24 protein-coding genes are annotated in these 23,336 nt (G+C 62.5%); 8 read left to right on the top strand and 16 right to left on the bottom strand.

The window, feature by feature from the left end:
* Positions 1–532 precede the first annotated feature (532 nt).
* Positions 533–1,363 carry a hypothetical protein gene (locus DCG74_RS15535; RefSeq protein WP_172783837.1) on the bottom strand — a complete coding sequence of 277 codons (831 nt, stop codon included), beginning with the start codon at positions 1,361–1,363 and terminating at the stop codon, positions 533–535.
* 147 nt (positions 1,364–1,510) lie between these two features.
* Between DCG74_RS15535 and DCG74_RS15530 the strand changes: the two genes are divergently transcribed.
* Both DCG74_RS15530 and DCG74_RS15525 read left to right on the top strand, forming a co-directional pair.
* Positions 1,511–2,044, top strand: a complete 534-nt coding sequence (locus DCG74_RS15530; RefSeq protein WP_246708737.1) for an AbiJ-NTD4 domain-containing protein — start codon at positions 1,511–1,513, stop codon at positions 2,042–2,044.
* Positions 2,045–2,057: 13 nt separating this feature from the next.
* Complete coding sequence (locus tag DCG74_RS15525) at positions 2,058–2,552, top strand: hypothetical protein (RefSeq protein ID WP_257187576.1); 495 nt, start codon at positions 2,058–2,060, stop codon at positions 2,550–2,552.
* 429 nt (positions 2,553–2,981) lie between these two features.
* Here the strand turns inward: DCG74_RS15525 and DCG74_RS15520 are convergent, their stop codons facing one another.
* Together DCG74_RS15520 and DCG74_RS15515 are read right to left on the bottom strand one after the other, a co-directional pair.
* On the bottom strand, positions 2,982–3,968 hold the full coding sequence (locus DCG74_RS15520) for a GTP pyrophosphokinase family protein (RefSeq protein WP_172783836.1): 987 nt from the start codon (positions 3,966–3,968) through the stop codon (positions 2,982–2,984).
* Entirely contained in the window at positions 3,965–5,029 is a 1,065-nt protein-coding gene (locus DCG74_RS15515) for a nucleoid-associated protein (protein ID WP_172783835.1), read from the bottom strand. The genes DCG74_RS15520 and DCG74_RS15515 overlap by 4 nt, the downstream gene beginning before the upstream one ends.
* A gap of 288 nt (positions 5,030–5,317) precedes the next feature.
* Here DCG74_RS15515 and DCG74_RS15510 point away from each other — a divergent pair, with 288 nt between their 5' ends.
* The gene (locus DCG74_RS15510; protein WP_306558277.1) at positions 5,318–5,839 is read left to right on the top strand and encodes an RNA ligase family protein; all 522 of its coding nucleotides are present in this window, start codon (positions 5,318–5,320) and stop codon (positions 5,837–5,839) included.
* A 104-nt stretch (positions 5,840–5,943) separates the two neighbouring features.
* On the opposite strand, the gene DCG74_RS15505 is transcribed toward DCG74_RS15510, so the two are convergent.
* From DCG74_RS15505 to DCG74_RS15480, 6 genes are all read right to left on the bottom strand, one after another.
* Positions 5,944–6,336 carry a BLUF domain-containing protein gene (locus DCG74_RS15505; RefSeq protein WP_172783834.1) on the bottom strand — a complete coding sequence of 131 codons (393 nt, stop codon included), beginning with the start codon at positions 6,334–6,336 and terminating at the stop codon, positions 5,944–5,946.
* 8 nt (positions 6,337–6,344) lie between these two features.
* Positions 6,345–6,518: a hypothetical protein gene (locus DCG74_RS15500; protein ID WP_172783833.1), complete on the bottom strand. Its 174-nt coding sequence runs from the start codon at positions 6,516–6,518 to the stop codon at positions 6,345–6,347.
* A gap of 1,055 nt (positions 6,519–7,573) precedes the next feature.
* Complete coding sequence (locus DCG74_RS15495; RefSeq protein ID WP_257187575.1) at positions 7,574–8,005, bottom strand: DUF2934 domain-containing protein; 432 nt, start codon at positions 8,003–8,005, stop codon at positions 7,574–7,576.
* A complete protein-coding gene (locus DCG74_RS15490; protein WP_172789536.1) occupies positions 7,996–8,181 on the bottom strand; it encodes a hypothetical protein in 186 nt (61 codons plus the stop codon). The genes DCG74_RS15495 and DCG74_RS15490 overlap by 10 nt, the downstream gene beginning before the upstream one ends.
* Complete coding sequence (locus tag DCG74_RS15485; RefSeq protein WP_081493716.1) at positions 8,178–8,339, bottom strand: DUF2934 domain-containing protein; 162 nt, start codon at positions 8,337–8,339, stop codon at positions 8,178–8,180. Before DCG74_RS15485 ends, DCG74_RS15490 begins: the two co-directional genes overlap by 4 nt.
* Before the next feature lie 311 nt (positions 8,340–8,650).
* On the bottom strand, positions 8,651–9,829 hold the full coding sequence (locus tag DCG74_RS15480) for an acyl-CoA dehydrogenase family protein (RefSeq protein WP_172789535.1): 1,179 nt from the start codon (positions 9,827–9,829) through the stop codon (positions 8,651–8,653).
* 321 nt (positions 9,830–10,150) lie between these two features.
* On the opposite strand from DCG74_RS15480, the gene DCG74_RS15475 reads away from it, so the two are divergent.
* The gene (locus tag DCG74_RS15475; protein WP_172789534.1) at positions 10,151–10,666 is read left to right on the top strand and encodes a MarR family winged helix-turn-helix transcriptional regulator; all 516 of its coding nucleotides are present in this window, start codon (positions 10,151–10,153) and stop codon (positions 10,664–10,666) included.
* A gap of 3 nt (positions 10,667–10,669) precedes the next feature.
* On the opposite strand, the gene DCG74_RS15470 is transcribed toward DCG74_RS15475, so the two are convergent.
* Genes DCG74_RS15470 through DCG74_RS15440 form a run of 7 tightly spaced genes read right to left on the bottom strand, consistent with a single transcriptional unit; the run spans position 10,670 to position 18,049 of the window.
* Positions 10,670–12,295 carry an ATP-dependent acyl-CoA ligase gene (locus DCG74_RS15470; RefSeq protein ID WP_246709105.1) on the bottom strand — a complete coding sequence of 542 codons (1,626 nt, stop codon included), beginning with the start codon at positions 12,293–12,295 and terminating at the stop codon, positions 10,670–10,672.
* A 39-nt stretch (positions 12,296–12,334) separates the two neighbouring features.
* Positions 12,335–13,492 carry an ABC transporter substrate-binding protein gene (locus DCG74_RS15465; protein WP_172789532.1) on the bottom strand — a complete coding sequence of 386 codons (1,158 nt, stop codon included), beginning with the start codon at positions 13,490–13,492 and terminating at the stop codon, positions 12,335–12,337.
* A 55-nt stretch (positions 13,493–13,547) separates the two neighbouring features.
* Positions 13,548–14,330: a cyclase family protein gene (locus DCG74_RS15460; RefSeq protein ID WP_172789531.1), complete on the bottom strand. Its 783-nt coding sequence runs from the start codon at positions 14,328–14,330 to the stop codon at positions 13,548–13,550.
* 35 nt (positions 14,331–14,365) lie between these two features.
* Positions 14,366–15,607, bottom strand: coding sequence for an SDR family NAD(P)-dependent oxidoreductase (locus DCG74_RS15455; RefSeq protein WP_172789530.1), 1,242 nt, complete (start codon positions 15,605–15,607; stop codon positions 14,366–14,368).
* Entirely contained in the window at positions 15,604–16,782 is a 1,179-nt protein-coding gene (locus DCG74_RS15450) for a thiolase family protein (protein ID WP_210268580.1), read from the bottom strand. Before DCG74_RS15450 ends, DCG74_RS15455 begins: the two co-directional genes overlap by 4 nt.
* A 25-nt stretch (positions 16,783–16,807) precedes the next feature.
* The gene (locus DCG74_RS15445; protein ID WP_172789529.1) at positions 16,808–17,236 is read right to left on the bottom strand and encodes an organic hydroperoxide resistance protein; all 429 of its coding nucleotides are present in this window, start codon (positions 17,234–17,236) and stop codon (positions 16,808–16,810) included.
* Positions 17,237–17,266: 30 nt separating this feature from the next.
* The gene (locus DCG74_RS15440) at positions 17,267–18,049 is read right to left on the bottom strand and encodes an aspartate/glutamate racemase family protein (protein ID WP_172789528.1); all 783 of its coding nucleotides are present in this window, start codon (positions 18,047–18,049) and stop codon (positions 17,267–17,269) included.
* Positions 18,050–18,584: 535 nt separating this feature from the next.
* Here DCG74_RS15440 and DCG74_RS15435 point away from each other — a divergent pair.
* From DCG74_RS15435 to DCG74_RS15420, 4 genes are read left to right on the top strand one after another with little or no spacing between them, the layout of a single operon-like run.
* On the top strand, positions 18,585–19,733 hold the full coding sequence (locus DCG74_RS15435) for an ABC transporter substrate-binding protein (RefSeq protein WP_172789527.1): 1,149 nt from the start codon (positions 18,585–18,587) through the stop codon (positions 19,731–19,733).
* Between the two features lie 37 nt (positions 19,734–19,770).
* Positions 19,771–20,814, top strand: coding sequence for a branched-chain amino acid ABC transporter permease (locus DCG74_RS15430; RefSeq protein ID WP_172789526.1), 1,044 nt, complete (start codon positions 19,771–19,773; stop codon positions 20,812–20,814).
* Positions 20,811–22,580, top strand: coding sequence for an ATP-binding cassette domain-containing protein (locus DCG74_RS15425; RefSeq protein ID WP_172789525.1), 1,770 nt, complete (start codon positions 20,811–20,813; stop codon positions 22,578–22,580). Before DCG74_RS15430 ends, DCG74_RS15425 begins: the two co-directional genes overlap by 4 nt.
* Positions 22,577–23,290, top strand: coding sequence for an ABC transporter ATP-binding protein (locus tag DCG74_RS15420; RefSeq protein ID WP_172789524.1), 714 nt, complete (start codon positions 22,577–22,579; stop codon positions 23,288–23,290). Before DCG74_RS15425 ends, DCG74_RS15420 begins: the two co-directional genes overlap by 4 nt.
* Positions 23,291–23,336 lie beyond the last annotated feature (46 nt).

Below are 23,336 nucleotides of genomic sequence, written 5' to 3'. Positions count from 1 at the left end.
GCAAAACAACTTCCATCAATTCGTTTTGCCACTTGCATCGCGGCGCTCCTGTTGATTGGACTGACATCTGCGCAGGCGAAACAACAATGCAGGGCCGAGGTGCCACCAAATGCGCGGGAGTATTGGTCTTGGCGCATCATCGACGGACGAAGATGCTGGTAGGAAGGTAGGGCCATGCTTTCGAAGTCATTGTTGGAGTGGCCCGCTCTAGCTTCGACCCAGTCGCATTCCGATAGAGAACTTGAAGGCGCGCTTACCGAAAAGTCGAGGAATCCGATGGACGCAGAAGCCTGGGCGCCGGCTGACCGAAAAACTTTCGATGCCCTTTGGCGCGCAAGGGTGGAGCAGCGCTAAGACACGCCCCACTCTATTAACGTCGACGGGCGGCTTCTCCCCTTGTGGGAGAAGCGGGACCCCGAATAGTCGTTTAGAGAAAATGCGATGGCGGCTCACTGTCCGCCGTTCTGTCTCGCTCGCCCGGCCGTCGGAATGGGCTGTGGATGCGCCGATCTGTCACCATGACGACGTGGGATCACAGCATCCGCGTCCCGCTTAGAGGCTCTGGAAATACAGGACCTATGAAGGTGCAGTGCTCACACTCGCAATGCGGGTCGTGGAATGCAGCGGTGACGATGATCCTATTCCACAGCAACATCGCCCAAAAATGCAGGTTATTAACATCCGGGAACACGTGGTCGCTGTAGGCAAACACTCCTGGATAGGGGCCGCGCGTCTTCAGGAGAGATTCGTTTGTTATTGCCAGAAAAGCGTCGGGCGGCTGTTGTCCCGGGAGCGTGATGGTTACTGCGAGCGTCCAGCGTTCAGGCCACACCTCTTGCGTGTCGCTAAAGTGCAAGCCCCGAATAATCTTCCACAGCACATCGTGAAGACGGTCGGCGTCAAATCGCTTGGCGATGACATTGGCCGGGAGGATAACTCCGCCAACCTCACGCATGAACTCCTGCTTCACCTGCATCACCAAAGCGACGCCTTGGCCCTTGTGGAGCTTGTCGAAAGTGTGCCTCCACAATGCATCACCGGCCTCCGAACCGCGCACGAACGGGACGAGGCTTTGGACAAAATACTCTTCGTCTAGTTTCCAAGCGTTGTTGCAGGCCCGGTGCGTCGGGAGGGTGAGCAGGTTGGTGGTCTTGTATTTCCTCCTGAGCGATCTGGCATAGAACTGCTTTGGCGGGACGTGATCGTCGTCGCGCGGGTTGCGGAGTGGCTCTCCGCATAGATAACAGATTGAGATGGCCTTACGGGTTTTCAATTCAATCCGGGCGGCTTGCGATTCGTCCTTGGATTGTACTCTGTTTTCGGATTTGCAGGTCCGCTTTGTCCCGAACTCACGCGGTTGCATAGTGGCACCGCCTGACTGATGGATAATGTCACTGTCTAGGTAGGCACCCTGTGAATAGGTCGGAAAAAGCGCTTCGATCCTCGCCCCGCTACCCTGCATTGTGCCACCGTTCAGCTTCCGATTCGATGGAGGCTGGGCAGATTAGCGATGTTGACTGATATTTTTGCTCGCCGTTACGAACAGCCCCGCATGTGGGAGACGTTTTACGAGGAGCAGCGCCGCCTTCTCGTGCAGGGCTACCAGCTCTTGAACGATATTTGCCCGTACTATGTGGACGGCAAAGAGTACGAGCGTGGCAAGCATTTTTGGACGCAGATACACGACTTGCTGGCGAGAGAGCTTGGCCTGAAGGAATTGTCTCCACAGTACTGGGGCTTCTACAACAAGCAAGATCAATGGCAGAGCGGTCGAAACAGCACGGCGAAGATGTGCGAGACGTGGATGCTGACGCGTTTCGACGGCGAAATATCGGCTGATCGTTTTGTCAAAGAGCGCCTCAGCCTAGTCGAAATCGGCTTTCGTGAGCACGAGAATTTCGTGGCGGGACTGAACGCTAAGCTCGCGGAGAATATCGCAATAGCTGAAGGGTTCGACCGGACAGTAGTCGGCAAAGGCGGCTTGCGGATGCCCGGCAAAACCGCCGACGGGGTACGAGCGGCAAAACGCCAGTTTGAACGCTAAGTTTCAGGGAGCAGTGAACGAGCTAAATGCCCGCTTTCGCCAAGCGAACTGCCAGCTCCACTACCACAACGGCTTTATTCAAATTTCTGAGGACCAAACCGTCGCGCAGGAGATTGAGATTCCTTTTTGGAAGCTGGTGGCGGAGCCGAAGTGGCACAATGTTGACCACGATATGAAGGAGGCTATTGATCTGCGCGATACGGGTGGGCGCGATCCGGCCCTCTATGCCGCGCGCTCCCTGGAAAGCACCATCAAGATCATCTCGGACGAAAAGCGGTTGACCCGAGGCAATGAGAAAGGCGCTGCTCAATACATCGATAACCTGAGGGGCGCAAAACTCATAGAAGTATGGGAGATGGAGGCGCTGAAGCTTTTCTTTGCGAAGGTCCGAAATCCGTTTGGACACGGCCCCGGCTCCGCGCCTATGCCGAGCCTCACTGATCACCAGACCAACTGGGCTATCGAGAACTCCATGATCTGGATCAAAAGTCTTATTCGCAGAATGTGACGAGCACCTATAACGCGGGTCTCGCCGTCCGACTGTCTCGGCTGCGACACCAATCAGACCGTGCCCTCGACATCGTGCGGCGCCCGAAGTCGACGTCGGTGCATGAACTGGAGCGCTACATGCGATGCAATGACTGTTCGCAGGTGCGTGGCTAACTTGGTTTGCGATAGGATCAGAGAATATCTGATGCCCAGCTATCGGCTTGCGGAAGGTCACTTGCTCGTAGAGAGCGGCCCAACGATGGACCTAAAGGTCCATCAATATGTCGTGCAGTACAGCCGCGAAGAAAGAGGTGAGAAATGCCCCTATCCGGGGCTCGCCAAGTTCATGGCAGAACGCGACGTACATTTCGGACATGGATCGACACCACTCCGATAGCCTTGATCTACCACTTGACGACTTTGAGTTGATCGAGGTGGCGCAAGCCGCCTAACTGGTCGGAGCAGCGAGGCCGAGATCTGTGTAGACCGGTTTCAGCTCAGCGAACGTGAGCGGCCATGCATCTTGTGCATCGGCCGGGCGCTTCGACACTGCCCAGTAGACAAGCATGATGCTTGGCTGGCGAAAGAGGAGCTTCGTTGCAGAGCGCTCCCTGATGCGATCGAGCAGGAATGGCTTCTGTTCAAAAAGCGAGCGGATGGCTTCCCCTGGCTTATCGCCAGCGAATGTTGCAAACGCGTCATTGAGAAGCCCTTCGGCTCTCGTCGGATCAGGCTCTCGACCGAGAAGTTCGCGATACATGTCTGACATTTGTTTTGAAAGCTCTCGTGCGGGCGCGACGTTTCTCTCGATAAGCTCCATCAGTTCCCGGAAATAATCGCCAGTGGCCTCGATGAGGGCCATACTCTTGGCTGCGGCCCGGTGCATCTCCGGCGTCTGCGCCACGCTCGGCTTGTAGATGGTGTCGTGCGTCAACTCGCTATGGGCGTGCTGCAATAGCGTTCGCACCTGAACTTCGCAGGGCGTCCCTGGCGCGACGATGAGTTCACCTAGTTTCTTTTCACCTTTCGCGCGCACCACGTAGTGTACGGATTGATACGTGAACGCGTATGGAGCCTGCGCGCGCTCCTCCTCGTAATCGCGGTCCTTAGACGCTTCCCACTCCCCGCATTCTTCTAAGGCACGGCACACAATCGCGATGTCTCTGTCCAGGAGCACAACGAAGCGCACCCCGACTTTGTCCGTGATCTCGTTGAGCGGATCGGCATATTTTTTACCGCGATAGAATGCCTTGGTGAGGATCGAGCCATCCCCCTTCAGTCGCGGTTCAGCCGGGATGCGAACGAAGATATCAGCCGATACCGGTGTGACGAGCGGAGCAATTTGCTCCATCAGCTTTTGAGCAACAAACTTCCCCCACGCCTCGACGCTCGGGCGTTCCTGATACCAGCGGCTAAGGAACTCTTCCTCGGTCATTCTTGTGAGCGGATACGGTCTTTGATGGTAATGCGCGTCCACACGGCGGATTGTCCGGGCTCGGCACCATCCATGACAACCCTCTCCATTTCGATTAGGTCCTTGAAGGCTTCCGGCGGCCCACTTAGTTCGATGCTACCAGAGAACCGTATCCGGCGCTTGCTGAGTTGGCCCTTGAGGTCGCCGATATCCTTCTGCACGGCAGTGAGCGGGAAGTTCTTGCACTGCATATAATTCGTGTAGTCATCTTGGGCATCATTGGGCAGATAAGTCGTTGAGAAGCTGTTAACCTGAATTGTAGGCGTTTGGTCGACCTTCAGATAAGTGTACAGCGAAGTCAGCAAATCGTCCTTCTCTTCTGGCTCAACTGAGAGCTGACGGATGAAGTCGCGGGTGTTTTCGAAGAAGGAGCGGGTCAGATACGCACTATTCTCCGGCATTCTGCATCCGAGGAACGTCCCGTAAAAATACTTTGCAGCCCCCTCGCGGTTTCGCTGCGTCATATGACTATCGTAGACGTGCGCGCGCCAGGCTTCCGGCAAAGTTCGGCGCGCATCCGCCAGGGTGAAGAAGCCGATCTTGTACAGCTTCGACGCAGGCGTCAGGAAAAGGTCGGTCAAGTACTGGATCGCCGTGCCGCGTTCGCGGAAGCCACTTTGCTTCTCAGCTTTGATGATGCCGACATACGGCCGCGACGAGCCGCCAACCGTGCCGGTGAAGACCACCAACTTGCCTCCAGGGAGGTTCTTGGCCTGTTGTGCATTTGCAAGTTTGTCCGCGAACTTGGCGGAGCCCGCAATGAATGCACCATCCGGCTTGCCAACTAATGTGGCGGCCAACCCCACTGCGCTGTCAGGTCCGTGCTCCGCAATTTCCAATTCCATGCTTTGCGAGGCATCGCCCATAGCGTCGACTACCCGTTCCGTGAATGAAGCCATGGCATCGGTCGGCAACGCCACAAGTTGCCCCGCATAGCTAGGTGCTACCAGCGCCCCGTCATGCCGACGCTTGAAGACCTTGTGGAGAACGACCCGCTCCACGACCAAATTCTCAAATGACATATTCCCCCCTCCCGCAAACAGGCGGCGAGCAGAGGATAAACACTACTTAGACGGGTTTGGCGAGCGGCTCGCTGTTCTCATTTTGTTCTACGCGTCCGCTGTGCGCGTTGCAAGGGCTTACCACCGAGATCGTCAGGGTTCCTGAGCGGCTAACCAAAAGCATGGGCATCCCTCGGCCCACGGATCGCAAAAACCCTGTGAATGCCTATCTTGGTCCTATGTTTCGGTCCTTTGAGTTTTGCCTGCCGACCAAGGGTACTACGGTCCCGGACGGCGCCGATTGGCTCCATGAAAATAAAATATGATGGGTATCGCCTCCGCTTGGAGCGCGATGGCGACCGCGTGCGCCTGATCACGCGCGGCGGCTACAATTGGGCGAGTCGTTATCCATGGATCGTAGAAGCCGCGCGTAAGGTCCGCCAGAAGCAATTCGTGCTCGACGGCGAAGCCGTCGTGCTTGGCGTCGATGGCGTCTCCGATTTCAACGCGCTTCACTCCCGCAAACATGATCACGAGGTGCAGTTCTGCGCCTTCGATATTCTCGCCGCAGGCGGCGACGACCTCCGCATGCTTCCCCTGTCAATGCGAAAGACGAACTTGGAGCGCCTGCTGGCACGTCGTCCTGAAGGCGTCTTCGTCAATCCCTTCGAACGTGGCGAGCTTGGGCCTGATCTATTCCACGCTGCCTGCAACATGGGACTTGAGGGACTAGTGTCGAAACGTCGCGACCGGCCCTATGAGGCCGGACGTAGTAAGTACTGGGTTAAAGTGAAGAACCGTAGTCACCCCGCGATGGAGCGCGAGCTGTGAGCAGAGCGGCAGGTCCGATCTGCAACTAACAGCGGACCTCAACGGGTGATTGGACCACTTCGCCTTGGGGCCATATCCGGACTCATGGACCGAGGAGCATTGATTCAGTGACGCTGCGCTACGAACTCGTCCATGTAGCGCAGTAGTTTTCGCCCGTCCTTTTTGAGCAGGGCGTCAGAAAGGACCCCGTCAATATGGCTGGCCCAGCCCAAATAAGCCAATGCCCAACGCCCGTACCTTCTCTTTCCGATTGGATCTGTCGGCAACGTCACAAGGCCCGTATGCCTGGCATCGCTACAAATCGAAGCCTGCATGATATTTAGGTCAGCTTCTGCGCCTTCAAGAAATTGAGCAAAATGGCGACCGGAAAACAACAAAACACCAGTTAGCCTAAGTTCAGGATTTCGAGCTTCCGCGATACTTCGAATGTTGGCGATCTCGGCGTCAGCATCCTGCCCGAGCAAACTGGAACTGACGTAGAGCCACGTTGCAAGCATCGATACTGTCAGTCCTGGATGGTGCGGATTAACTTGGCTCGCCGGGCAAGGTCGTCATAGGTGTTGGCGATCTTACGGAGCGATTCCTTGACCTGCTTATGCTCGCAGTTGTCCGCCTTCGCGCGGAACTCCTCTGCACGCATCTCCCAATATTTTGGTGGATGCATTTTCTCGTTTCCCATGATCGCCTCCGCTTGATCGGCGGTACGTGATCTGGGTTCATGTGTCGCTGACAAACGTCAATTGAGGTAGTTTGCGCGCTTGAATTAAAAACCTCAACTAGGTTCGGACAAACGCGGGCGCTGCGAAAGGTTAGCTAAGGGTCAATGGCGACGTTTGGCCCGGCTCAAGTTGGCCCCGACGCGACCGTTGAGACGCCCCCTGACACACTCGGGCGCGTTAAGCTGTTGGCGTCGCCAAGGCAGCTTTGGGTCAAAATCGGCGGTCTGAATCCGTGCACGCCACGTCCGATCTGCACTCGACAGCCGACGTTTGGATGCGCGTCGGCTATACAGCTTCGGGCCAGAACCGGACCATAGCAGTGTCAAGAGCAGCAACACTGACCTTCCTAGAGTTCGCATTGATTTTGAACTTCTGCGGAACACCACGAACTAGACTAGGTGTTTAGTCCCAGACTTTGATGGTGCATCCTTGTCGCACGATTCGAAGGAAGCGCTATGGGACAGATTTTACACGGCTGCGCCACCACGACGGAGGCAGTCCGTCGAGCAATACAAAATAGTCAAGAGAGCCTGAGAGGTCAGATGCTGTCCAGGATGCCGAAGGCACCGGCAAAGCCGGCGCGCAGCGTCCTGGACTGCATCGAGCACGGCGCTACCATATTGCCCTATAAGGACGTTCCCCTTGACCAAGGGTAGGAGGTCCTACGAGATCCGAGGGGGCTCGCGAGCGCAATTGTGGTTGCAGCGCAGCGCGGGCTTTTAGAACGTGACACCGAATCCCTTCCACTGTGTGCTCCAGATCACAGCGGAATCGCGCGCCATCGCCTACAAGGATCGGGCATGGCCGCAAACAAGGTAACGGCGGTACGCACGAGGCTGGGAAGACGATCAACAGCTGCGGACTTTGCAAAGCCGTCAGGGTGAAGAGCCTGGCGGCTTTTTCGTTTTGCTGGTTCGGTAGGATGGGTAGAGCGAAGCGAAACCCATCAATAATATGTTTCCGAACGCGGGTGCATGATGGGCTTCGCGAGGCCTCCACTCATCCTACGCACTGGCTATGAAGCGCCCCCGCCCTTCTTCTCCTCGCGTTCATCTTCGATCTGACGTTCGGCTTCGAGCCAGAAGTCCAACTCCCGATTGCTGGGACGGCCGGCCTGCTCCCAGAGCTCATATGCGCGTGTGCGCACCTTGCCACGGCGCATCATGCGAAGCAGCTTTCGTTTCAATTCCTCGGCGAAGCTCCTGAAGCGTTGTCCGGTGGTTTCGTCCTTGACGAGCGAGGCCGCTCGCGTTGCGAGTTCGATCTGGTGCTCTAGCTTCTTCTGCTCGTCCACCGCCGAAACTGCCGTGGGTAAGGAACGTTGTCGGAGCCGTGCAGACACTAAATTCGCTTCCCGGATGGTCCGTTCCTTCAGGTGTTGCGCTTTCGGAAATGACCAGCTGCGCAGCATCGCTTGAACCGGCGCAGCCGGCGCCGCTAATGCCACGTCGTATCGGCTTCGACGATCACCACTCTGATTTCGGGGTCTTCGGCCGTATTGCAGGTGCACGGCATGCCCTCGCCGCAGCGGCAGCCGCCGAGCTTCTCGCTCCAGACCCGGAGCGGGTGGTTTTCGCAGACCCATCCGAGACCCTGGCAGAATGGGCAGGTCTTGTTGGTCACAGCGTATCCGGCGTCCGCAGCGTGTTCGACTTGTCCTCGTTGCGCAGCTCCTGCTCCGCCGCGTGCCAAAATTCCTCCTCGCGCCCTTCGGGCTTGCCCGCCTGCTCCCACAATTGGTGCGCGCGTTCTCTGATCTCTTGCTCGGTCGGCTCGGACAATTGCACCTCCTGCTTGGAAGCACGGCCCCACCCTGGGGGGTATGGGGGGCTTGGAGGCGGGGCCGTGCAGGCCAGCGATCGGCGGCGAGGCTGGCCCGCGGAGTCAAGCTTCGACCATGTGCAAGGGTTCCTCCGCGTCTGATCGCGCCGGACGGAACCCGCTCCGCCTCCGCCGGATGGGCATGGGGCCGACGATCAGCGCGGCCGCTCCTCCTCGCCGTGCTGCCGCAGGAGGTCGAGCAGGCGCCTGATCTGAGATCAGGCCAGGCTAGCTCCGCCGGCGGAGCGAGTGACAGATACCCGGGGCCGGCTTAGCGCGGCTTGAGCAGTTCGCGCGCGACGATCAGCTTCTGCACCTCGGTCGCACCTTCATAGATTCGAAGGGCGCGGACCTCGCGATACAGGCTCTCCACGATTTCGCCCTTGCGCACGCCGCGACCGCCGAACATCTGCACGGCGCGATCGACAACCTGCTGGGCGGTCTCGGTGGCGGCCAGCTTTGCCATCGCAGCTTCACGCGTGGTGGGAAGCTTCTGGACGTCGCGACGCCAGGCGGCGCGGTAGGTCAGCAGCGAAGCGGCGTCGGTTTCGGTCGCCATGTCTCCGAGCGCGGCCTGGGTGAGCTGCAGATCCGCCAGCGTCGCCCCGAATATGCGGCGCGTTTGTGCGTGCAGTCGCGCCTCCTCCAGCGCACGTCGGGCAAAGCCCAAGGCGGCTGCAGCAACCGAAGCCCGGAAGATGTCGAGGGTCTGCATCGCGATCTTGAAGCCGCCACCGGGCGCTCCGAGTAGCCGGCTGTTCGGAATGCGGCAATTGTCCAGGCGCAGCGTCGCCAGCGGATGCGGCGCGACGATGTCGATGCGCTCGGCCACGCTGAAGCCGGGGTCGTCCGGAAACACGACGAACGCCGAGATGCCGCGCGCGCCGGGCGCCTCGCCGGTTCGGGCAAACAGCGTGTAGACGTCGGCGATGCCGCCGTTGGAGATCCAGGTCTTCTCGCCGTTCAGAACATAGCTGTCGCCGTCTTCGCGCGCCGCGCAGGTCATGGCCGCCACGTCGGAGCCGGCCCCCTGCTCCGAAAGCGCGAACGCGGCCAGCCACTCGCCCGAACGGACTTTCGGCAGCACGGCGTGTCGCAGCTCCGACGAGCCCGCAAGCGCAATGGCGCCGGATCCCAGGCCCTGCATCGCAAAGGCGAAGTCGGCAAGGCCATCGGCATAGGCCAGCGTCTCACGCGACAGGCAGATCGAGCGGGAATCGATGCTGGTCACGTCGCCGTCCGGCGCCGCGACCGCGCAATCGAGCAGCCCCGCGGCACCGAGCGCCCGCACGAGCTTGCGGCAGGCGCCGTCGATGTCGCGGTGATCGACGGCCTGAACATCACCCTGTGCGACGAAACGATCGAGCGCGTCGCAAATCACACGATGACGCGGCTCGAAGAACGGCCAGTCCAGCCAGTCGCGGGAGATTGTCTGTGCCGGTGAGTTCATCGGTCGCTCCGCAAGGTCGGGGGCCCGCCGGACCCGGCATGCTCTCTGCCGCACCGGCGACCGCCCAAGCCGTCAGCACCATCAATTATTTCAAGTATAAACTATTTCCCTCGCCGAGGCCATTGTCAAGACGTCAGGCGGGGACGATATTCAAACACCTCTTGCTTGCGGCGACACAAGCGATGGAAAGCTGACGGTTCCGTCCACATCAGGACCAGTCCTGATCCTGTCACGCCTTGAATTTAGTTTTGGCACGAACTATTCTACGAGCTGAATGGAATTCCACTCGCTTGCAGCCCGAACGAGGCTTAGGAGATCGATTTGGCACTCGCAAAGGAGTCCTCTCCGGCCTCCAACAGGAAGGCGACCGACGCGGAGGCCGAGTACAGGGCTCAGACAAGGCTCTGGCTTCGGCTGCTGGCCTGCACGTCCATGATCGAGGGCGAGTTGCGGCGCCGGTTTCGCGAGGAATACGACTTCACGATGCCCCGCTTCGACGTCCTCGCCCAGCTCGACCGTGAGCCGAGCGGGTTGGTCCTGGGCGAACTGCCCAAGCGCCTGATGGTGTCGGCCGGCAACCTGACACCGATCGTCGACCGCCTCGTCGAGGATGGATACATCACCCGCACGCCCTCGCATCTGGACCGGCGCGTCCAGATCGTCTGCATGACGGTCGAGGGCCGAAAGACCTTCAGGCGGATGGCGAAGAGTCACGGCGCCTGGCTCGCCGAATTGCTCGCCGATCTTCCAATCGACCGTCTCGACGGCCTCGTCGGCGAACTCGACGACGTGAAGAGTGCCGTGAGGGACGCCCTGCAACGGCGCGAGCGGTCATGAGCCTCAACGCCGAATTCGAATCCCGGCAGCTTCGCGATCCCAGGTCTCCGTCGTTACGCCGGCCTGTTGCAGCGCGCCCTTCTTGATCTTGCCGTTCTCCGTCAGCGGCATCTCGTTCACGATGCGCACATAGCGCGGTACTGCGAAATAGGCGATCTGCCCTTCGCAATGCCTGATGATATCGACAGGCTCCAGCGACTGCCCCGGCTCCAGCAAGATCGCCGCCGCAACCTCGTCTTCGCCCAGTTCGGAGGGCAGCGGATAGACCGCGCACGCCGCAACCGCCGGATGGGAAAGGATGATCTGCTCGACCTCCCAGGATGACACGTTCTCGCCGCGCCGGCGGATCGAGTCCTTCATGCGATCGATGAAGCGGTAATGTCCGTCGGCATCCCTGACGACGCGATCTCCGGAATGAAACCAGAGATTCCGCCAGGCTTCGACCGTCTTCTCCGCCATGCCAAAATATCCGGTGGCGAAGGCGAACGGCTCCCTGGCGCGCAGGACGAGTTCGCCCGCCTGGCCGTCGGGCAGCTCCGAATCGTTGTCGTCGACGATCCGCGCCTCGAAGCCATCGGCCAGATAGCCCATCGTTCCCGGACAGTCGGAGGGAATTGCGCCGGCAAACACGAAATTGGTCTCGGTCGATCCATAGCCGTCGACCAGCGTCACGCCGAACCGCTCGAGGAACGGCCGATGGATCTGCGGTGGCACGCCTCCACCCAAGGCGACGCGAAGGCCGTGAGCATGATCCTCCTCCTTGCGAGGCTGAGCCATGAGCATGGATGCCATGGCGCCGAGCAGGTAACCTACGCTTGCGTTGTGGAGGCGCGCGGCGGCCCAGAAGCCCGACGCGGAGAATTTTTGCTCGAGCACGTAAGTGCAACCGTTCAGCACCGCTTGATAGAATGCATTGAGCGCGTTGGTGTGGAACAGCGGCAAGGTCGTGAACAGCACGTCGCCCTCGCGGATGCCGAGCGCCCGCGCCGAGCAGATGCCCCACCAGAACAGCTGCGCTTGCGGACAGCACACGCCCTTGGCCGGCCCCGTGGTGCCGGATGTGTAGAGGATGGCAACGGTATCTCCCGGCCGCACGGCACCGGGCGGCGCCATGGATGCGAGCGCGGGCAGCGGCATGGATCCCTTCGCCGTCCCCTCCGCGACCTGATCGATGGTCCACACCAGCGGCGGCAGGCCGGCCTCGATGCCTATCGTCTCGATTGCGTCCAGAAATCCGGCCTCGACGACGAGGAGCGCAGGGCGCGAGTTGCGGAAGATGTGTGCGAGCTGGAGGCCGCGCAGCGCCGTGTTGATCGGCACCGTGATGGCGCCGAGCCAGGCGCAGCCGAGATGGACTTGAAGAAACTCGGGCCGGTTCGAGCACATCAAGGCGACCCGGTCTCCCGGCTTGATGCCGGCCTCGATCAGCGTCTGCGCCGATGCAGCCGCAATCGCCGCAGTCTGCGCGTAGGTCCAGCGCGCCCCTCCTGCAACCAGCAGGATGCGGTCGCCGTAGCGGCGCGCTTGTTTGGCGAGGATGGTCGAAAGCACGCGGTCGGACGGGGGAAACAACTCGACCGCACGTGCCCAGGCCGGCGTATCCTGCTCCTGCCCGGCGTCATCCCGCATGCAATGCTCCGTCATCCGGCCCGAATGGCCTGCCCGAGATCAAGGCAGGAGCTTGTACTTACCGTCCTCGATCTGGACGAGGACGCGCGAACGTGCGTCGACACCATGACGATCCGCCGGCGTGAAATTGTAGACGGCTTGCGTGCCTACGACTTCCTTGGTGGCGAACAGGGCCTGGCGCAGCGCGCTACGGAATTCCGGCGAGCCTGGCTTGGCCCCGGTCGCCAGCGCGCGCTTGGCAGCATCGACGAAGACGACCCAGCCATCGAACGAGTAGGAGGAGAACCCGTCCGTCGGCTGCTCGCCGTTCGCCTTCTCGTAGGCGGCCCGGTAGGCCAGGGCGACCTTCTGGATGGGATTGCTCGGCGGCAGCTGCTCGGCCGCGATCACCGGCCCGGTGGGGCAGATGATGCCATTGGCGGCCTTGCCGGCGAGACGCAGGAAGTCGGCGCTGATCATTCCGTTGTTGCCGTAGAGCGGCCCCTTGTAGCCACGCTCGGACAAGGCAATGGCGGGCAGCGCGCCCGGCGTTCCGGTGCCGCCGAGCATGATGGCATCGGGCCTCGCCGCCAAGGCACGCAGCACCTGCGCCGTCACCGACGAATCGGAGCGGGCATAGCGTTCGTTGGCGATGACCTTGATTTCCGCCGCCTTGGCGCTGTGCGACAACGAATCGTACAGGAGATCGCCGAGCGCATCCGAGAATCCGATGAAGGCGACCGTCTTCAGCCCGCGCGCCTTCATGTGGTCGACGATGCCCTGGACCAGCAGCGGCATCGGTTGGGGTGTCTGAACGACCCAAGGGCCGCCTTCGCCGGCCGGAACGGACGCGATCGGGGAGACCGCGATCATCGGCACCTGCATCTCGATCGCGGCGGTGGCCATCGCCAGCGTCTGCGGCGCGCCCGACGTCCCGATCAGGACGTCGACCTTCTCCTGCTCGATGAGCTTGCGCGCATTGCGCGCCGAAGCGGTTGCATCGGAGGCATCGTCGAGCTGGATGAGGCGCACCTTTTCGCCGCCGATCTCGCCGACATAGGCCTCTCCTGCAGCGATCCCCTTTGCATTGGGAATGCCGATCGACGATACCGGCCCGCTGAGGCCGGTGACGAAGCCGACGAGGATATCGGCTTGCGCGCAGCACGGAACCGCCAGAAGGAGCAGCGCTGAACCCAGCAGTGATTTCATCGAAGTCATGGCACCTGTCATTGGTGGTTTGGATGCGTCAATCCCGGCCGGGCGTACGCGCATCTCACGTGGACGAAACCAGCGCGATCACGCGCAGCGGACTGCCCGAGCCGTTCTGGATCTTCAGCGGGGAGGCGACGATGATCGCTCCAGTCGCAGGAAGCTGATCCAGGTTGCACAGGCATTGCAGGCCGTAGCGGCCCGCACCGTGGAGGAAATGATGCGCCGGATAAGGCGGCTCGAAATGCCCGGCCTGTCCTGCATCGGTGCCGATCGTCTCGGTGCCGAAACCGATGATGCCGCGCTCCTCCACCAGCCATTTCATCACGGCTGCATTCGGACCCGGCGTGTGCGCCCCGTCGTCCCGGAGGTTCGAATAATCGCGCCAGCCCTTCTTCGACCAGTCCGTCCGCAGCAGCACCCAGTGCCGGGCCGGAATTCGGCCGTGCTCGGCTTCCCAGGCCTCGACGATCGGCACCGTGAGCACGAAGTCCGGATCCAGAGCCGCCTGCGCGGAGCAATCGATGACGCAGGCGGGCGCGATCATGTCCTTGGCCGGCATGGTATCGACCGCATTGTTGGCGAGGTCCTTGCCGGTGAACCAGTGTATCGGCGCGTCGAAATGCGTGCCGGTATGCTCGCCGAAGGTCACGTTGTTCCAATACCAGGCCGGGCCACGTGCGTCATAGCGCGAGATCTCCTGGATGCGCACCGGCGCCGCCTGGCCGAATTCGGGCGGCAGCACGATCACGGGAAATTCGGGGCTGAGCGTGAAGCTCAGGTCGATGACGCGCACCGCGTCCGAAGCGATCGCGCCCGCGAGATCCAGGAGAGCCTTGCCGTGCATTGTCGCGTCCTCCACCTTGGTCGAAAAGGGCTCACTTACCGGTCGAGCTCGCGCTCGAGCGCTTTCGGATTGGCCGCCAGACGCTGCCGAATCTCCTGGGCGACGTCTCCGACATACATTTCCTCGAGTCCGTTCCTGAGCCCGGCCACGACCGCCTGCGCGATCGCCCGCGGCGCCACCTTCGGCGGCGGCACGGTCTGAAACCACTCCGTGTCGACTGGCCCCGTGAAGACGTTCATCAACTTGATGCCGCCGGGCCGAAGCTCGGCGCGAAGACAATGCGAGAGCGACAGGCAGGCGGCTTGCGAGGCGGAGTAAGCGCCGAAGGCGGGCCAGTTCGCCAACGCGTGGACGGACAGGATGTTGACCCAGGCAACGCTGTTATTGATGCCGTCCGCTCCCCGCATCCGCATCGCGGGTCCGAAGGCCTGTGCGAGATTGATGAAGCCGAGATAAGCCTGATCGATCTCGTCGCGCGCGATGCTCGTGCCCTTGCGGTCCAACAAGCCGCCGGGCCTCACATAGTCGATCGTATTCACGAGGATGTCGACCTTGCCGCCGATATCGGCGGCGAGATCACCGGTTGATTTTTCATCGGCGGCGTCGAGGGGTAAGAGCTCGATGCCCTCCTGCCCGCGCAGCAGCTCTTCGCCGGCAAACGGCCGCCACGGCTCGGCGATGCCCACGAACACGGTCTTGGTCCCCGCGGCCTTCAACGCCAAGGCGACCTCCCGCCCGACGGCACTGCGGCCGCTGGTCACGAGCACGCGCCGAAATTTGGGATCGGCAGTCATTTCGCGCCACTGCCTGTCGTCAGCCATATTGGGCGTCTCCCCTTCGGGTCGGGCAAAGGCCACCGCCTGACCGCTCTTGTCGAGCTGAAACGACATGCGGACGGGAGCACCCTCGATACAATCGGCATGAAGATGCGCCACGACGGTCGGACCACAATCCATCTTGACGAGGCCGACGCGCCAGGGCGCCCGCTCCCGGAAATAGACGTCACTCGGCACGTGCGCCGTGGTGTGCGCCAGCAGCACGCCGCGGGCCGGCGCGTCGACGAACGCAAGCGCGGCGGACAGGCACGACGGGCACGCCTCGCGCGCCGGATAGGTGAAGGCGCCGCAGCCCTCGCAGCGCTGGAGCATAAAGTGCCCTTCGGCGGCAGCGCGCGTAAAGCCGTGCGAGGTCCTGCTGCGGGCGCGCGGCGGCGCGGTCGGCAGGCGCGTCCGCAGCAGCGGGTTCTTGCGTCGAGGCGGTTCAATCGGATCGATCATCGCGAAGGCCCGGCAAAGATCGCGGCACCGGAGGTAAGTCCGCGGTCATAATTGATCATACCGAAGCCGGACGCCAGGCCGAGGCTCGCATCCCTGACCTGAGTCGGACCTGCAATTCCCAGGACCTGCCGCAGCCCTTCGACGAGACCGAGATAGGCGCCGGCTGCGCCGGCCTGCCCGACCGAGAGTTGCCCGCCGGAGGTGTTGTGCGGAAAGTCACCGTCGATGGTGAGATCGTGCTGGCGGACGAACTCGGCCCCCTCGCCCTTCTCGCAAAAGCCGAGATCCTCGAACTGCATCATCGAGATGACGGGATAGTCGTCGTAGGTCTGGACGATGTCGAGATCGTCGGGCTTGACGCCGGCCATCGCATAGAGCTCACCGACGTCCATCGCCCAGCCGCCACGAACCTGCATCGGATCATCGGCAAAGGCATTGTGCCGCTCGATCGTCGACAGCAGTTTTGCCGCGGGTAGTCGCAGCGAAGCGGCGGTGTCCTCCCGCATCACGAGGAATGCCTCGGCGCCGGCACAAGGCATCACGCAGTCGAACAGATGAATGGGATCGGAAATGGGGCGCGCCGCGAGGTACTGCTCGATCGACAGCGCCGACTTCATCAGCGCGTGCGGATTGCGCAAGGCGTTCGTGCGCTGGGCAACCGCGATCCTGCCGACGTCCTCACGGCTAACTCCGAAGGTCCGCATGTAGTTGCGGGCGATGAGAGCGAAGCTCGAATTCGCGCCGCCCGCGCCGTAAGGATAGACCGCATCCTGGTTGAAGCGGGAGAAATTCTCGAGCGTCAAGCGGAAGGAATCGACGTGGTTGGTATCGCCGGCGACGCACGCCACGATGTCGGCATCGCGCGCCTGAACCGCGCGGGCCGCCTTTCGCACCGCCGCGATGGCGCTGGCGCCGCCGAGCGGAATCGTGTCGAGCCATCGCACGCACAGTCCGAAATGCTGCGTCAGGCCGACCCCGCTGTCCGTCCCCAAGGTGAAGCTGGAGACGCATAATCCGTCGATCTCCGAAGCCCTGATGCCCGCTTGCGCAACGAGTGCGCTCAAGGCGCGGCCGATCCACCATTGAGCGCTGTCGATCGAATAGCGCACATAGGGTATCGTGACGGGGGCCGCCATCACGATGCCGTCGTAGGGTGTGCGAAGCGAGAGCGTCAACGATCGTCCGCCTTGTCCATTCGCCTCAGATCACCGTCAGCTTCACGTCGATATTGCCGCGTGTTGCGTTCGAATAGGGGCAGCGTTCGTGCGCGCCGGCAACGACGGCTTCCGCCACCGATCGCTCCACGCCGGGCAGATCGACCTTCAATTCGACGGCCAGCGCGTATCCGACGGGCACTGGTCCCATCGCCACCTTCGCCGTGACCGAGGGCTCCGCAGACGGCACCACCTTCCTGGTGCGCGCCACGAGTTTGACCGCACCGAGGAAACAGGCGGCATAACCCGCCGCAAAAAGCTGCTCCGGATTGGTACCCTCGCCGCCGGGGCCGCCGAGTGATTTCGGCACCGACAGCGACACCGACAGCAGGCCATCCGCGCTCGCGGCCTTGCCGTCGCGGCCGCCGGTCGCCGTGACTTGGGTGTCGTACAGGATCTTCTCGGGCGTCATCATGTTGGTCTTCTCCAAACGCGCTAGCTGGCTCTAACGTCGGTTACGCGAGAGCAGCGCGCGGAAATCGTCGCGGGCAAGCGCGCTGGCGCGCCTGAAGCTCGGACCCCGGCTCGGCTCGGTTCCGTTGAGGCGCCTGAGCTGCACCCACATCTCGGCGCTCTTCAGCGCCACCGCCGCGCAGTTGACCACCGGGGCGTGCCCGACCTTGAGACCGTGCTCCCGCCCGATCAACAGGCCCGGCAGCACGCCGGCAGGTATCACGACGTCGGCACCGCGCTCGACGAGCGGCAACGCGCAGGCGACGAAATCCTCGATCATGCGGGCATGCGCGGCTTGATCGCCGGCGAAGGCATCTGCGAAATCCTCGGGCTTGCAGCCGAGGCCCGTGACGTGAACGACGCGACCGCCGAGGCCGTAACGTTCGGCCTGCTCATAGTGCCAGACCTCGAAAACGGGATCGAGCGTGACGAGGCCGAGCCGCCGACCAAGCTGCGAGGCAGCAAGCAGCGTCGCCTCGCCGGCTCCGATCACGGGAATATCGAGCGTTGCGCGCAGCTCGTACAGACCGGGATCCTGGAAGTGGCCCATGACGAATGCATCGAAGCCCTGCTCTTCCGCTGCGATGCCGTTGTCGATGGCCTGAACGGCGCAGCGCAATTCGGCGAGCCGGCCAAATTCGCGATCCGGCGGTGATATGCCTTCGACATGGACCGTCGTGCCCGATGCCGCGATGCTGTTGAGATACTCCGACAGCCGCGCCATGTAAGGCGCGTTCACGCTCGCATCAACGAAGCTCTGCCAGAAGATGCGCATCGTCTCTTCCTCACCGGACCGCCGGCCCTAATATTTCAATCACAAACTAATTTGCGCGTCAAATGTGTGCGGCGCACCCAAGGAGGCGAGCTGGCACGCCGCAGCCGCCACTGCCGATTTTGTCATTCGCGACGCCCAAGAATCCGCCGCCAACTGCCGGAATTGTATGCATCAGCATTTTTTTGCAGAGAGCCGTCAGGCGCTGTTGACGGGCTCGCCGGATATACTTTAGGCTTTAACTAATTCCTGCCGCTCTGGCGGCGTAACGATGATGTTGCAGGACACCGCTCTTGAGCGACTCGATCGTGTGGGCAGTCTTCCGAGCTGAACGACGGGCGGCAATGTCCTGTGCAGGGCTGCGCGGCGGCGTGCTCCTCCGTCCACAGGCAGTGGCATGACGCCGCCGCCAACCAGGCGAAGTCTTCATATTCGCGCCGACCTCCGGCGCCGCAATAGCGCTTCCGATTGCCGTCAGTCCCGATTGAGGTCCGGCGGCTTCCCGTCATTCGCACGCGTATCAAAGCAGGAGAAGGCAATGCGCAAGACCCTGGCCTTAGTGGCAGTTGCAGTTGGAATCACCGTCGCGCCGGCGGCGCGGGCCGACATCACCATCGGCTTCGTCACCTCGTTGAGCGGCAACGGCTCCTCGATCGGCATCCCCTATGGGCGCGGCATCAATGCCGCCTACGAGTACAAGAAATCGGTCAATGGCGAGACCGTCCGCCTGATCCAGCTCGACGACGGGTCCGATCCCTCGGCGGCGACGCGCAACGCGCGCAAGCTCGTGGAGGAGGAGAAGGTCGACCTGCTGATCGGCACCGCAACGGCGCCCTCGACGATCGCGATGGCGGCCGTCGCAAGCGAACTGAAGGTGCCGATGATCGCGGTCTCACCGATCGTCAAGCTGCCCGACACGCCGGAGCAATGGGTGGTCTCGGTGCCGCAGCCAGCGTCACTGCTCGTCAAGATCATCGCCGATCGCATGAAGCGCGATGGCATGAAGAACATCGGCTATATCGGCTTCTCGGATGCGTGGGGCGACCTCGTCTACAACGGCGCCAAGGCGGCGGAATCGGCCGACGGCATCAAGATCCAGACCAACGAACGCTATGCCCGCACCGACACCTCCGTCACCGCGCAGATCCTCAAGGTCATGGCCGCTCGGCCCGACGCCGTGCTCGACGGCGGCTCCGGCACGCAAGGCGCACTGCCTCTGCTCAGCCTTGCCGAGCGCGGCTTCAAAGGAAATACCTACGGCACGGTGGCACTGGTCAATCCGGATTTCGTCAACGTGGGCGGCAAGGCGGCCGAGGGGATTCAGGTCTCGGCGGGGCCCGTGATCGTCGCCGAACAGCTACCCGATGAGCATTTTGCCAAGAAGATCGCGCTGGATTTCCGCAGCGTCTACCAGAAGACCCACAACATTCCGACCACCGACGGCTTCTCGGCTTACTCCTTCGACGCCTGGCTGATCTTCGCCAACGCGGCCGAGCGCGCGCTCAAGTCGGCAAAGCCGGGGACGATCGAGTTCCGCGCCGCACTCCGGGATGCCATCCTCAGCACCAAGGAGCTGCCGGGGGTGCATGCCGTCTACAATTTCAAGCAAGGCGCCGCGACCGGCGTCGACGAGCGCTCCCTCGTCGTCGTCCGGCTGACCGGCGGCACCTGGAAGTACGTGCCGTAAGAAAACGATCGGCCATCAACGGGGGAACAGCGGCTCAATGACGAGCGATATCGCAGCCATTCTTGCGATCGACGGCATCGCCACCGGCGCCATCTATGCGCTGGTGGCGATCGGCACCGTCCTCATATTCACGGTGACGCGGGTCGTGTTCATCCCCTTCGGCGACATTGCGGCCTTCACTGCGCTGACGCTCGCGGCCCTCGACGCAAAGCGCTTCCCCGGAACGGGCGCGCTGGTCGTGGTGCTGGCCTGCCTTGCGACCCTGATCGAGATGGCTTCGCTGGCGCGCTCCGGCGAGCTCCGCCTCGCTCCGCGCGCGCTTCTCTTCTATCTGGTGCTCCCCCTTGCGGTGGTCGGTTGCGCTTGGCTGGCGACGCGGATGGACCCACCCCTCGCCGTCAGGCTGGTGCTCGCGCTGATGCTGATCACGCCGATCTCTCCGCTTCTCGACCGCATCGTTTTCCGCCCGATCGCGGACGGCACGGTGCTGCTGCTGCTGACGGTCTCGGTGGCGCTGCATTTTGCGCTCGTCGGGCTGGGTCTGCTGTTCTTCGGTCCCGAAGGCGTCCGGACCGAGCCGCTGACCTCGCTCTCGATGGAATTCGCCGGCGTCCTGATCTCGGGCCAGACCATGCTGATCGTGATTGCGGCACTGGTCTTCAGCGGCCTGCTCTATCTTTTTTTCGACTTCACGCTGGTCGGCAAATCGCTTCGCGCCACTGCCGTGAACCGGACCGGCTCGCGGCTGATGGGAATCCGCCCGGCGCGCGCCGGCACGATCGCTTACCTGCTCGGTTCGCTGATGGCCGGCGTATCGGGCATCCTGATCGCTCCCGTCAACACGGTGTTCTACGATTCCGGCTTCCTGATCGGCCTCAAGGCGTTCGTCGGTGCGATCGTCGGCGGCATGACCAGCTATCCGGGGGCTGCGATCGGCGCCGTCGGCGTCGGCATCCTGGAAAGCTTCGCATCGTTCGAGAGCAGCGCGCTGAAGGACGTCATCGTGTTCTCGCTGCTGATCCCGATCCTGATCTGGCGATCGCTCGCATCGCTGCATTCCGAGGAGGAGATCGAGGAATGACGCGCCTTCACGTTCGGATCGCCGCCATCGCGGCCGTGTTGGGCCTCGCTGCGGCTCCCTTCGTCCTCAGCCCGTTCAGCATCACCTTGATGAACTACATCGGCATCTATTCGCTGGTCGCCATCGGGCTCGCGCTGCTGACCGGGGTCGGCGGCATCGTCTCGTTCGGACAGGCGGCGTTCGTCGGCGTCGCGGCCTACGCGACCGCCTGGGTCTCCGCGTTGAACGGCCATTCGCCCTGGCTCGGCCTGTTGTTCGGCGTGGCGCTCACATGCAGCGTCGCAACCGTTCTCGGCCTCGTCACCCTCCGCCTGCAGGGGCACTTCCTCTCGCTCAGCACCGTGGCCTGGGGTCTGGCGATCGGCTTCCTGTTCGGCAATTTGGACGGGCTCGGCCGCTTCAACGGCATCTCCTCGATCCCGCCGATCAGCTTCGGATCGCTCGCTTTGGTTTCCAGTGCGCAGATCTATTTCCTGATCTGGGGCATCGTCGCCGTCGTGCTCTTCCTCGGCTACAATCTCCTGGACTCCCGGCTCGGCCGCGCCATGCGCGCGCTGCGCGGCGGCAATACGCTGGTCGAAAGCCTCGGCATCAACGCCTTCCGCATCAAGCTGGTGACGTTCGTGACCGCGGCGTTCCTGGCCTCGCTCTCGGGATGGCTGTACGCCCATATGAGCCGGTTCATCAGCCCGGGACCATTCGATGCCGGCATGGGCATCGAATATCTGATGATGTCGATGGTCGGAGGTGCAGGCAGCCTTCTCGGCGGCGTCGTCGGCGCCGCCATCGTCACCCTGCTGAAGAACAGCGTGCAGGACTATCTGCCCTTGATCGCCAAGGGTGCGTCCGGGCAGCTCGAGATCGTGGCGTTCTCGGCGCTGTTCATCCTGTTCCTGCAATGGGCGCGCCAAGGCATCGTGCCCTATCTTGCACGCTACCTGCCGAAATTGAAGCGCGAGCGGCCGACGCCCGCACCGCCCCTGCCCCGCCGCTCCCAGCCCAAGCCGGGCGAGCTTCTCCTCAAGGTCGATGGTGCCGAGCGCCGGTTCGGAGGCCTCGTCGCCGTCAACAATGTCAGCTTCGAGGTCCGCGCGGGTGAGATCCTCGCGGTGATCGGCCCGAACGGCGCCGGCAAGAGCACGATGTTCAACTGCCTCACCGGTGCGCTCAGGGTCAACAAGGGCGAGATCGTGTTCGCCGGGCGCGCGATCACGCATGACGCTCAGTCCCGCATCGCCAAGGCCGGGATCGCGCGCACGTTCCAGCACGTCAAGCTGCGGCCGCGCATGAGCCTTTTGGAGAACGTGATGCTCGGCACCTATGGCCGCACCGCCGCCGGCCTGTTCGGCGGAGCCTTCCGCCTCAACCGGCGCGAGGAAGCGAGTGCCCGCCACGAGGCGTTGCTCCAGCTCGAACGCGTCGGTCTCGGCGACAAGCCGTTCGAGCTCGCCGGCAATCTGCCGCTCGGAAACCAACGCATTCTGGAGATCGCGCGGGCGCTCGCCGCGGATCCGACCCTGCTGGTGCTCGACGAGCCGGCCGCGGGCCTGCGCCGCCAGGAGAAGCTCAGGCTGGCCGAACTGCTGCGCTCGCTGCGGGAGGACCACCTGACCATCCTGATCGTGGAGCACGACATGGAGTTCGTGATGTCGCTGGTCGATCGCATCGTCGTGCTGGATTTCGGCTCGAAGCTCTGCGAGGGCGCGCCGGCCGCGATCCGCAGCGATGCGCGGGTGCAGGAAGCATATCTTGGAGGCGTCGCGTGAGCTCGATGTTTTCCCTGTCCGACGTCACGGTCTGCTACGACAATGTCGAAGCGGTCCGCAACGTCTCGCTGTCGGTCGAAGAGGGGCAGATCGTCACCGTGATCGGCCCGAACGGTGCAGGCAAGACCACGCTGCTGATGGCGGCAATCGGACTGCTGTCGTCGAAAGGCCGCATGGTCTTCCAGGGCAGCGAGATCGGCAAGCTCTCGGTCGAGGACCGCGTCGAGCGCAGATTGTGCCTGGTGCCGGAGAAGCGCGAGCTGTTCTCCGACATGTCGGTGGCCGACAATCTCCTGCTGGGCTCCTACAGCCTGCGCGACCGGTCCGGCGTCGAGAAGACGCTCGACGAGGTCTACGACCGCTTCCCGCGGCTGAAGGAGCGGCAGCGCCAGGCGGCCGGCACGCTGTCCGGCGGCGAACGCCAGATGCTCGCGCTCGGACGCGCGCTGATGGCGCGGCCGAAGCTGCTGATGCTGGACGAGCCGAGTCTCGGACTTGCGCCGCTGATCGTGCGCGAGATCTTCCGCACCATCGCCTCGTTGCGCGATCTCGGCGTTTCGATCCTGCTGGTCGAGCAGAATGCCCGCGCCGCGCTGGAGACGGCCGATTACGGCTACGTCCTGGAAACCGGCGAGATCGTGCAGTCCGGGCCCGCCAAGGATCTCATTCACGATCCCCGGCTGATCACCGCCTATCTCGGCGGACATTAGCGCCGCCAGACAAAATCGAAAAACAACCCCATGCACAGTAGCCGCC

This window comes from Bradyrhizobium sp. WBAH42, assembly GCF_024585265.1.
GTDB lineage: Bacteria > Pseudomonadota > Alphaproteobacteria > Rhizobiales > Xanthobacteraceae > Bradyrhizobium.
This window is presented reverse-complemented; position numbering and strand designations above follow the sequence as displayed.